Source organism: Amycolatopsis sp. NPDC114505 (genome assembly GCF_055633615.1).
In genome coordinates, this window is sequence record NZ_JBVKDV010000002.1 from 1,150,301 (window position 1) to 1,159,311 (window position 9,011).

The 9,011-nt window shown below is 72.7% G+C and carries 10 protein-coding genes; 7 read left to right on the forward strand and 3 right to left on the reverse strand.

Annotated features, from left to right (window positions below; translation table 11 throughout):
- The 7 genes from hcaB (at position 1) to dmpG (ending at position 6,300) form a co-directional block, all read left to right on the forward strand.
- On the forward strand, positions 1-816 hold the full coding sequence (gene hcaB, locus ACZ7OU_RS23490; protein ID WP_470237959.1) for a 3-(cis-5,6-dihydroxycyclohexa-1,3-dien-1-yl)propanoate dehydrogenase: 816 nt from the start codon (positions 1-3) through the stop codon (positions 814-816).
- A gap of 85 nt (positions 817-901) precedes the next feature.
- A complete protein-coding gene (locus ACZ7OU_RS23495) occupies positions 902-1,159 on the forward strand; it encodes a rubredoxin (protein WP_470237958.1) in 258 nt (85 codons plus the stop codon).
- Positions 1,156-2,943 carry an electron transfer flavoprotein gene (locus ACZ7OU_RS23500; RefSeq protein WP_470237957.1) on the forward strand — a complete coding sequence of 596 codons (1,788 nt, stop codon included), beginning with the start codon at positions 1,156-1,158 and terminating at the stop codon, positions 2,941-2,943. Before ACZ7OU_RS23495 ends, ACZ7OU_RS23500 begins: the two co-directional genes overlap by 4 nt.
- 26 nt (positions 2,944-2,969) lie before the next feature.
- Positions 2,970-3,521, forward strand: coding sequence for a flavin reductase family protein (locus tag ACZ7OU_RS23505; protein ID WP_470237956.1), 552 nt, complete (start codon positions 2,970-2,972; stop codon positions 3,519-3,521).
- Between the two features lie 15 nt (positions 3,522-3,536).
- Complete coding sequence (locus ACZ7OU_RS23510; RefSeq protein ID WP_470237955.1) at positions 3,537-4,352, forward strand: 2-keto-4-pentenoate hydratase; 816 nt, start codon at positions 3,537-3,539, stop codon at positions 4,350-4,352.
- Entirely contained in the window at positions 4,349-5,290 is a 942-nt protein-coding gene (locus tag ACZ7OU_RS23515; RefSeq protein WP_470237954.1) for an acetaldehyde dehydrogenase (acetylating), read from the forward strand. Before ACZ7OU_RS23510 ends, ACZ7OU_RS23515 begins: the two co-directional genes overlap by 4 nt.
- Positions 5,287-6,300, forward strand: a complete 1,014-nt coding sequence (dmpG, locus tag ACZ7OU_RS23520; protein WP_470237953.1) for a 4-hydroxy-2-oxovalerate aldolase — start codon at positions 5,287-5,289, stop codon at positions 6,298-6,300. The genes ACZ7OU_RS23515 and dmpG overlap by 4 nt, the downstream gene beginning before the upstream one ends.
- 21 nt (positions 6,301-6,321) lie before the next feature.
- Here dmpG and ACZ7OU_RS23525 read toward each other — a convergent pair whose 3' ends face one another.
- From ACZ7OU_RS23525 to ACZ7OU_RS23535, 3 genes are read right to left on the reverse strand one after another with little or no spacing between them, the layout of a single operon-like run.
- Positions 6,322-7,422: a hypothetical protein gene (locus ACZ7OU_RS23525; RefSeq protein ID WP_470256693.1), complete on the reverse strand. Its 1,101-nt coding sequence runs from the start codon at positions 7,420-7,422 to the stop codon at positions 6,322-6,324.
- Positions 7,423-7,481: 59 nt separating this feature from the next.
- On the reverse strand, positions 7,482-8,426 hold the full coding sequence (locus tag ACZ7OU_RS23530; protein WP_470237951.1) for a PrsW family intramembrane metalloprotease: 945 nt from the start codon (positions 8,424-8,426) through the stop codon (positions 7,482-7,484).
- Entirely contained in the window at positions 8,423-9,001 is a 579-nt protein-coding gene (locus tag ACZ7OU_RS23535) for an STAS domain-containing protein (RefSeq protein WP_470237950.1), read from the reverse strand. The genes ACZ7OU_RS23530 and ACZ7OU_RS23535 overlap by 4 nt, the downstream gene beginning before the upstream one ends.
- Between the last annotated feature and the right edge of the window lie 10 nt (positions 9,002-9,011).

Genomic DNA, 9,011 nt, shown 5'->3' on the forward strand with positions numbered 1-9,011 from the left:
ATGGGTTTCCTGGACGGGAAGGTCGCCCTCGTCACCGGCGGGGGATCGGGGATCGGCCGGGCCGTGGTCGATCTCTACGTGCGAGAGGGCGCGAAGGTCGGCATCCTCGAGATCTCGCCCGAGAAGGCGCAGGACCTGCGGGAGAAACTGCCGTCGGACGCCGTGGTCGTGACGCAAGGCGACGCGACTTCCCTGTGGGACAACGAACGTGCCGTCGCGGACGTGACGAAAGCGTTCGGGTCGCTGACCACCCTGGTCTGCGCGGTCGGGGTGTTCGACTACTTCACCGAGATCCCGCAGCTGCCGCGGGACAAGATCAGCGAGGCGTTCGACCAGCTCTTCGCCGTCAACGTGAAGAGCAACCTGCTGACCGTGAAAGCGGCGCTGGACCAGCTGATCGAGAACCGCGGCCAGATCATCCTCACCATCTCCAACGCCGGGTTCTACCCCGGCGGCGGTGGTCCGCTCTACGTGGCGTCGAAGTTCGCCGTCCGCGGTCTGGTGACCGAGCTCGCGTACGAGCTCTCGCCGCACGTGCGGGTCAACGGCGTGGCCCCCGGCGGCACGATCACGGACCTGCGGGGGATTCCCGCGCTGGCCAACGAAGGTCAGTCGCTGAAGGACGTCCCGGACATCGAAGGCCTGATCAAGGGGATCAACCCGCTGGGCGTCGTCGCCCAGCCGGACGACCACTCCTGGGCCTACGCGTTCCTCGCCGCCAAGGAACGCGCGCCCGCGGTCACCGGCACGATCATCCACAGCGACGGCGGGCTGGGCGTGCGCGGGATGACGCGCATGGCGGGGCTCGAGCCCTGATCCGCCCGCCGCACCAAGCGGGGAGACGGCCTCGGAAACCCCGAGTTCCGGGGCCGTCTCCTTTCCACCTCGAAAGGAGACGTCGATGAAGACGTTGGTGGCTACCGAAGAAACCCAGGCCGATCCCGACACCGCGCTGTGGATCTGTGACGTCTGCCAGGACGTGTACGACCCCCGCCTCGGCGACCCCGAAGGCGGGATCGAGCCCGGCACGCCGTTCGCCGACATCCCGGACGACTGGGTCTGCCCGGTGTGCGGGGCGCGCAAGAAGGAGTTCCGGATGCTCGCGCCGGGCGACGAGTACGACGTCGAGGACGACGCCTACGCCGGAGCGCAGGGGTGAGCACGCCGGGCCGCATCCTTGTCTGCCTCAAGCAGGTCCCGGTGCCGGGCCGGGGCGTCTTCGACGAACGCACGAAACGGATCCGCCGGGACGACGACCAGGTCGTCACCAACCCGCCGGACCTGCACGCGCTGGCGCAGGCGCTGACCCTGCGGGCGGAGACCGGCTGGGAGGTGGTGGCCGTGACGATGGGGCCGCCGGCGGCCGCGTCGACCCTGCTCGACGCGCTGAGCCGGGGTGCCGACCGGGCCGTGCACCTGCTCGACCGGCGGTTCGCCGGCGCCGACACCCTGGCGACGGCCCGCGCGCTCGCCCGGCTCGTCGAACGGGAGCGCCCGGACCTGGTGCTCACCGGCCGGTGGACGCTGGACGGCGGCACCGCGCAGGTCGGCCCGCAGGTCGCGGAGCTGGCCGGGTTCCCGCAGCTGACCCAGGCCTCGAACCTGCGGGCCGCCGACGGTGTCCTCGCCGCGGACGTCGAGACCGACGTCGGCCGGGAGACCTGGACCGTCGCCTTGCCCGCGGTGGTCTCCGTCGGGCGGGGTACCGAACCGCCGTGGGTGACCGCGGCCGACGCGTCGGCCGTCGAGACCCTCGGCGCCGAGGAGCTCGGGGGAGGACCGCGCGACTTCGGCACCCGGGGTTCGCCGACCTTCGTGGCCGAGATCCGGCACGACGCCCGCGAACGCAAGGCCGAGTACGTCGGGGCCGGGTTCGACACCGCGGAACTGCTGGAGGCGGCCTTCGCGCCGCTGGAGCCCGAGGCCGAAGTCGTCGTGGCCGGCCCGGCGCGCGAGATCTGGGCGGTCGCCGAGCCGCTGCCCGGCGGTGGCCTCCACCCGACGAGTCTCGAAGCGCTGGCCTGCGCCCGCACGGTCGCCGGCGAGCTGCGGGCCACGATCGTGGCGGTGCTGCCGTGCGACCAGCCGCACGACCTCCCGCGCGTGCTCTACGCGCACGGGGCCGACCGGGTGCTGGTGCTGCGGGGGACCGAGCCGGCGGACTACCGCACGGACCTGGTCACCGACGCACTGAGCACGGCCATCGCCACGCACGCGCCGTTCGCGGTGATCGCGCCGTTCAGCGCCCGTGGCCGCGACTACGCCCCGCGCGTCGCCGCGCGGCTCGGGCTCGGCCTGACCGGGGACTTCACCGCCCTGGAGGTCCGTGACGCGGACACCGACGATCCTGACCTGCGGTGGCTCAAACCGGCACTGTCGGCCGACGTGGTCGCGCCGGTGATCGCGCACTCCACCCCGTCGATGGGCACGCTGCGACCCGGGTCCTTCACGGCGCGAGCCGTGCGCGATCAGCGGGAGCCGGACGTCGAGTTCGCCGGTGGCACCGCGACCGGCGACGGTGCGTGCACCGCGGTCGAACGCCGCGTCGAGCTGCCGGACGCCCCGAGGCTCGCCGCGGCGCGGCTGGTCATCGGGCTCGGGCCGGGCCTGGGCACCGGGGCCCGCCGCGTCGCCGAGCGCGTCGCCTCGACGCCGGGGATCGCACTCGTCGCGACGGCGGCCGCGGTGGCCGCGGGGGAGATGCCCCCGCAGCTCGAGATCGGGCCGCTCGCCCGCAGCATCGCGCCCGCGGTCTACCTCGGGTTCGGCCGCCACGACCTCGGCACGCTCCAGGCGGTCAAGGGCGCCGGCCGGGTCGTCGTCGTCGACCCGGGTGCCTGGCTCGACGCCTTCACCGGGCTGGCCGACACCGTCGTCACCGCGAACGTCGAGGGGGTCCTGCTGGACCTGCTGCTGGCGACGGCGGGCGCGGTCGCCAGCTGAGCACCCGGAAACCCCCAGGAGGACCCATGAGTACCGCCGCGCCGGCGGCGAACGTCGACCCACGGCGGTTTCGCGACGCCATGGGCCGGTTCGCCACCGGCATCACGATCATCAGCACGCCGACCCCGGCGGGACCCCACTACATGACGGCCAACGGCTTCATGTCGGTGTCCCTCGAGCCCGCCCTCGTCGTGGTGTCCATCGCGCGCCGCGCCAAGATGCACGACTTCCTCGTGGCCGGCGGCGTCTACGGCGTCAGCGTCCTCGCCGCGGACCAGGAACCCGTCAGCCGGCACTTCAGCGGCCGTCCGGACCCGGACCTGCACCCACGGTTCGACGAGCATGCCGGAGTTCCGCTCGTGGCCGGGGCGCTGGCGCAGGTGGCGGCGGAGATCGTCGACGCCCACCCCGCCGGTGACCACACGTTGTTCGTCGGCGAGGTGCGCCACCTCGCCGACGCCGCGGGCGAGCCGCTGGTGTTCCACGCCGGCCGCTACCGCCACCTGCTCAGCCCCGCGGCGGACTCGGAGTACTCCGACGCGTGGTCCGGCTTCTGCCTCGACCCGTTCAGCGCCTGAATTCGGAGGTAATCAATGCCCCCGCCCCATCCGGTGGCTGCCGCCATCAGTGAAGCCGCGGACCTGCTGCGGACCGCCGCCGACACCGGCAAGCCGTGCCCGCCGATCCGCGATCGGTTCACCTTCGGCGACATCGAAGCCGCCTATGCGGTGCAACGGCTCAACACCGAGCGCGCGCTGGCCGCGGGAAGGCGGCTGGCCGGCCGCAAGATCGGCCTGACGTCGCCCGCCGTCCAGCGCCAGCTGGGTGTCGCCCAGCCCGATTTCGGGGCGCTGTTCGCCGACATGACCGTGGCCGACGGCGGCACCGTGCCCGCCCGCCGGCTGCTGCAGCCGAAGATCGAGGCCGAGGTCGCGCTCGTGCTGACCGACGACCTGCCGGATCCGGACTGCACGGCGGCGGATGTCGTGCGCGCCACCGGCTTCGCGGCGGCCGCGCTGGAGATCGTGGACAGCCGGATCGCCGACTGGGACATCTCCATCGTCGACACGGTCGCGGACAACGCGTCGTCCGGCCTGTTCGTGCTGGGCGGCACCCGGGTGCCACTCGACCGCGTGGACCTGCGGACGGTGCGGATGACGTTGTCCCGCAACGGTTCGGTGGCCTCGGAGGGCAGCGGTGCCGACTGCCTCGGCAGCCCGCTCGCCGCCGCGCGGTGGCTGGCGTCCACCTTGGCCCGCCGGGGAGATCCGCTGCGGGCGGGCGATGTCGTGCTGACCGGCGCCCTCGGACCGATGGTGCCCGTTGCCCCGGGCGACGTCTTCCACAGCGAGATCTTCGGCCTCGGTTCGGTGCGGGTCGGCTTCGCGGCGGAAGGAGAATCCCGGTGAGCAAAGCGAAAGTCGCCGTCATCGGGTCGGGCAACATCGGCACCGACCTGATGATCAAGGTGCTGCGGCTGTCCGAAACCCTCGAAATCGCCGCGCTGGCCGGGATCGACCCGGACTCCGACGGCCTCGCCCGGGCCCGCCGGCTGAAGGTCGCGACCACCCACGAAGGCGTCGACGGGCTCGTGCGGCTGGACGAGTTCGCCGACGTCGACTACGTCTTCGACGCGACCTCGGCCGGCGCGCACCGCTACCACGACAAGGTGCTGCGCGCGCTCGGCCGGACCGTCATCGACCTCACCCCGGCCGCCGTCGGCCCCTACGTCGTCCCACCGGTGAACCTGGACGCCCACCTCGACGCGCCGAACGTCAACATGGTGACCTGTGGCGGCCAGGCCACCATCCCCATCGTGGCGGCGGTCGCGGCGGTCACCCCGGTGCACTACGGCGAGATCGTCGCCTCGATCTCGTCGCGGTCCGCCGGGCCCGGCACCCGGGCCAACATCGACGAGTTCACCGAGACCACCGCCGCGGCGATCGAGCGGGTGGGCGGCGCGGCGCGCGGCAAGGCCATCATCGTGCTGAACCCCGCCGAGCCACCGCTGATCATGCGCGACACGGTGTACTGCCTGGTTTCGGAGTCCGACACCGAGGCGATCACGGCGTCGGTCGAGCGGATGGTGGGCCGGGTGCAGGCCTACGTGCCCGGCTACCGCCTCAAGCAGAAGGTGCAGTTCGACGTGGTCGCGGCGGACGACCCGCTGCGCGCGCTGGTCCCGTCCGGGGCCGCGCCGGTGAAGGTGTCGGTCTTCCTCGAGGTCGAAGGCGCCGCCCACTACCTGCCCGCGTACGCCGGGAACCTCGACATCATGACCTCGGCGGCACTGGGCACCGCCGAACGCATCGCCGCCCGCCGCGCGGGCGAGGGGAGGGCCCGATGACCCGGCTGTACATCCAGGACGTGACCCTGCGGGACGGCATGCACGCCGTCCGGCACCGCTACACCGTCGAGCAGGCCAGGGCGATCGCGTCCGCGTTGGACACCGCCGGCGTCTCGGCGATCGAGATCGCACACGGCGACGGGCTGTCCGGCTCGAGCATCAACTACGGCGTCGGCGCCCACACCGACTGGGAGTGGATCGAGGCCGTGTGCGACGTCGCGCGCCGGGCCGTGCCGACCACGTTGCTGCTGCCCGGCATCGGCACGCTGCACGACCTGCGTCAGGCCCACGCACTCGGCGTCCGGTCGGTGCGGATCGCCACCCACTGCACCGAAGCCGACATCTCCGCCCAGCACATCGGTGCCGCCCGCGAGCTCGGCATGGACGTCGCGGGCTTCTTGATGATGTCCCATATGGCCGAACCCGCCGAGCTGGCGCGGCAGGCGAAGCTGATGGAGTCCTACGGCGCGCAGTGCGTGTACGTCACCGATTCCGGCGGCCGCCTGACGATGGACGGCGTGCGCGACCGCTTCCGCGCCTACCGCGACGTCCTGGACGCCACCACGGAACTGGGCATCCACGCCCACCACAACCTGGCACTCGGCGTCGCGAACAGCGTGGTGGCGGTGGAGAACGGCGCGACCCGCGTGGACGCGTCCCTGGCCGGGCAGGGCGCGGGGGCCGGGAACTGCCCTCTCGAGGCCTTCGTCGCGGTCGCCGATCTGCTGGGCCTGGAGCACGGCTGCGACCTGTTCCCCCTGATGGACGCGGCCGACGACCTGGTGCGTCCGTTGCAGGACCGCGAGGTCCGCGTGGACCGGGAAACCCTCAGCCTGGGCTACGCGGGGGTCTACTCGAGTTTCCTGCGCCACGCGGAGGTCGCGGCGACGCGGTACGGCCTCGACACCCGGGCGATCCTCGTGGAGGTCGGCCGCCGCGGCATGGTCGGCGGCCAGGAGGACATGATCACCGACGTCGCTCTCGACCTGGCGGCCGCCCGCCGGGGGTGAGCCGGCCGCGACGCCGTCCGGTCACTCCTGCCGGAGCCGGTTGCGTTCTTGGCGTTCCCGCTCGCGGCGGCTGTAGGTCGCGTTGCGGACGGTCTCTTCGTCCTCGAGGCTGGAGCCCAGCGCGCCGGCGACGATCCCGACCGAGCTGCACAACCACACCAGGCTCAGGTACGAACCCACCCCGACCGGGTGCCCGAGGGTCTGCGCGAAATAGCCGCTGTCGATCAGGACCGCCGCCGCGAGCAGGGCGAGCACGAACAGGATCGCGTACATGCACGCCACCCCGATCGCCAGCGTGGTCGCCGTGGACACGTTGTACAGCAAGGCCTTGCGCCGCTCGGCGGTCTCGGAAGGCCGCTCCCACAGGTGGTTGTACACCGTCAGCCACACCGTCATGACCCCGACGGTGGCCACCATGATCGCCGCCAGCCGCAGCGGAGACAGCGCGTCGGCCAGCGGCCAGAACGAATTGGTGATGATGCCGTAGGCGGCGGTCCCCGCCGCGGCGGCGGTGGCGCCCGCGAGGTGCGGCACCAGCCGCCACGGCCGGTTGCCCCGCACCATCCCGGCCAGCAGGCGCAGCCGGCCACGCGGCCCGACCAGCGCGAGCTGGGTCGCGGCCGACGGGTGTCCGCCGGACAGGTGCCGCGTCGGGGCCAGGGCCTCCCGCAACCGGGCCGCCGCTCCCCGGGCCCGGTGGTCGCCGTCGATTCCGAGCGGGCCCGCCGCCAGCTGCCGCACGACGCGGACCAGCAACGCCCGGGCCCGGTGCCGCACCAGGACGGCGCCGAGCGCGGGCAGCGAGATCATCGCGACCCCGTGCTCGACGTCGACCCCGGCGACGACGGGTTTCGTCCCCGCGCGCCGGGGCAGATCGGTGACCAGGACCAGCAGGTCCCAGCCCCGGTCCGGCCGGTGCCGCCGCGACAGCGTGCGCATCGGGATGTCCCCGTCTTCGTCCAGCGGCAGCCGGTCGAGCTCGTGCTCCACCCGCCACCGCGTCTCCCCGCACACCCGGGCGGCGAAGATCGCGGGGAGGTCGTCGACGAGGGTCGTGATCACCCGCCAAGGCAGCCCTTCGTCGGCCAGCACTCCGACGGCCACCTGGCGTGGTGCGTCCATGGGTTCTCCTCGCTCGTCGGTTTCCCCAGGGGTAACGGCCGACTCCCGGGCCCGGCGGTTCAGAGCGGCATGGCGGGATGCCGGGACGTCGCCACGCGGTAGGCCCAGGCCGGCGGCGGGCTCCGCCGCTCCCGGCGCGCCCGCGCGATGAGCACCAGCAGCCACACCACCCCGATCGCCGCGATCAGGCCCTGACCCACCCAGGTCAGCGTCGTGTACAGCCCGACCTGGGTCGCGGTCGGCGCCGGCGGCAGGCCGCGCAGCAGCAGTTCGTACTGCCACGGCTGACCGGTCAGCAGCAGCGTCAGGTACAGGGAAATCGAGGACATCGAGTCCCACAGCGCGTGCAGGAGCGAAACGCCCAGGTAGGCCAGGGCGAGCCGGGCGGTGAGGACGAAGTGGTCGCGGGTGCTCCACGCGAACAGGAGCCCGCCGAGAACGGCGGTCCACAACCCGTGCCCGACCGGGGCGAGGAGCCCGCGCAACAGCTCGGTGGTCACCAGGTCCGTCAGAGACAGTCCCTGAGGGGTGAACAGCGCGGTCAGCGCGTACCCGGCCGACTCGAAGGCGGCGAACCCGAACCCGACCGCGGCACCCAGGATCAACCCGTCGCGCATGGACTTCACGGCCAGGCGCCGGGTCAACAGGGCGAGCGCGACCAGTTTGACCGCTTCCTCGATGAGCCCGACGCCGACGTACAGCCACGCCGTCGGGTACAGCAGGTACGCCTCCAGCACCGATGCCCCGAGCACGCCGAGCACCCCGCCGACGATGAACGTGCGGAACACGAGCTCGGCGGTGATCTCGCCGGAGTCCCGGCGCTCGAACGCCCACGCCACGAAGGTCACCGGCACCAGGAAGCTGCCGAGCAGCACCAGGGTGGGGATGAGGTTGGGGTTCCCGGTCAGGTAGGTGACGAGCGCGGACAGGATCCACAGGACCAGGCCCGCTCCGAACATCCGCAGCCACATCCGTCGTTTCGGCCGTGCGGTGACCGCCCTCACCTGCGCCTCCCCCACCGCTCGCCGCGTCCGTGGGCGGCCGTGTCGATGAAAGTCCGGTACCGGTCCGCGGAACCGGGCTCCGCGACGTCCTCGAGCCCTTGCGGGCAGCGCAGGGCCGACCACAGCGCGGCACGCGGTTTCGGGTCGTCGAGGACGGCTCGGTACCAGCTGAAGACTTCACCCAGCAGGGTGTCGTCCATCGCGTACAGCACGGGAGGTGCGAGCCCGGTCAGCTCGAACACGCCGTTGAGCGCCGTCAGCCGGTCCTCCAGCCGGTGCACGAGGTCGAACAGGCCGTCGTCCACCTGCTCGACCTGGGAGAGGTCGAGCACCAGGTGCCGCGTGCCGGCGTGGAGCAGCCCGGCGAGGTGCGCGGCCAGGATGTGGCGGGCCCGCGCGTCGATCGACCCGCGGACCGTGACGACGGTGTGGTGGTCGTCGCGCAAGGTCGAGGTGACCGTGAAGTTCCCCGCGGTGGCGGCGGCCTCGCGCGCCGGTCCGGTGAGGCGGTGCAGCTCGGCGAACGCCACCGCGTACGCCGGCTGGTCGAGGTTGAGTGAAAGTTCGTTGACCATGCCCGGCCCT

Bases quoted from the DNA above. Each gene is read 5' to 3' on its own strand.
- ACZ7OU_RS23505 (WP_470237956.1), top strand. From the start codon at position 2,970: ATGAGTACCGCCGCGCCGGCGGCGAACGTCGACCCACGGCGGTTTCGC.
- dmpG (WP_470237953.1), top strand. From the start codon at position 5,287: ATGACCCGGCTGTACATCCAGGACGTGACCCTGCGGGACGGCATGCAC.
- ACZ7OU_RS23525 (WP_470256693.1), bottom strand. From the start codon at position 7,422: ATGGACGCACCACGCCAGGTGGCCGTCGGAGTGCTGGCCGACGAAGGG.
- ACZ7OU_RS23495 (WP_470237958.1), top strand. From the start codon at position 902: ATGAAGACGTTGGTGGCTACCGAAGAAACCCAGGCCGATCCCGACACC.
- hcaB (WP_470237959.1), top strand. From the start codon at position 1: ATGGGTTTCCTGGACGGGAAGGTCGCCCTCGTCACCGGCGGGGGATCG.
- ACZ7OU_RS23510 (WP_470237955.1), top strand. From the start codon at position 3,537: ATGCCCCCGCCCCATCCGGTGGCTGCCGCCATCAGTGAAGCCGCGGAC.
- ACZ7OU_RS23535 (WP_470237950.1), bottom strand. From the start codon at position 9,001: ATGGTCAACGAACTTTCACTCAACCTCGACCAGCCGGCGTACGCGGTG.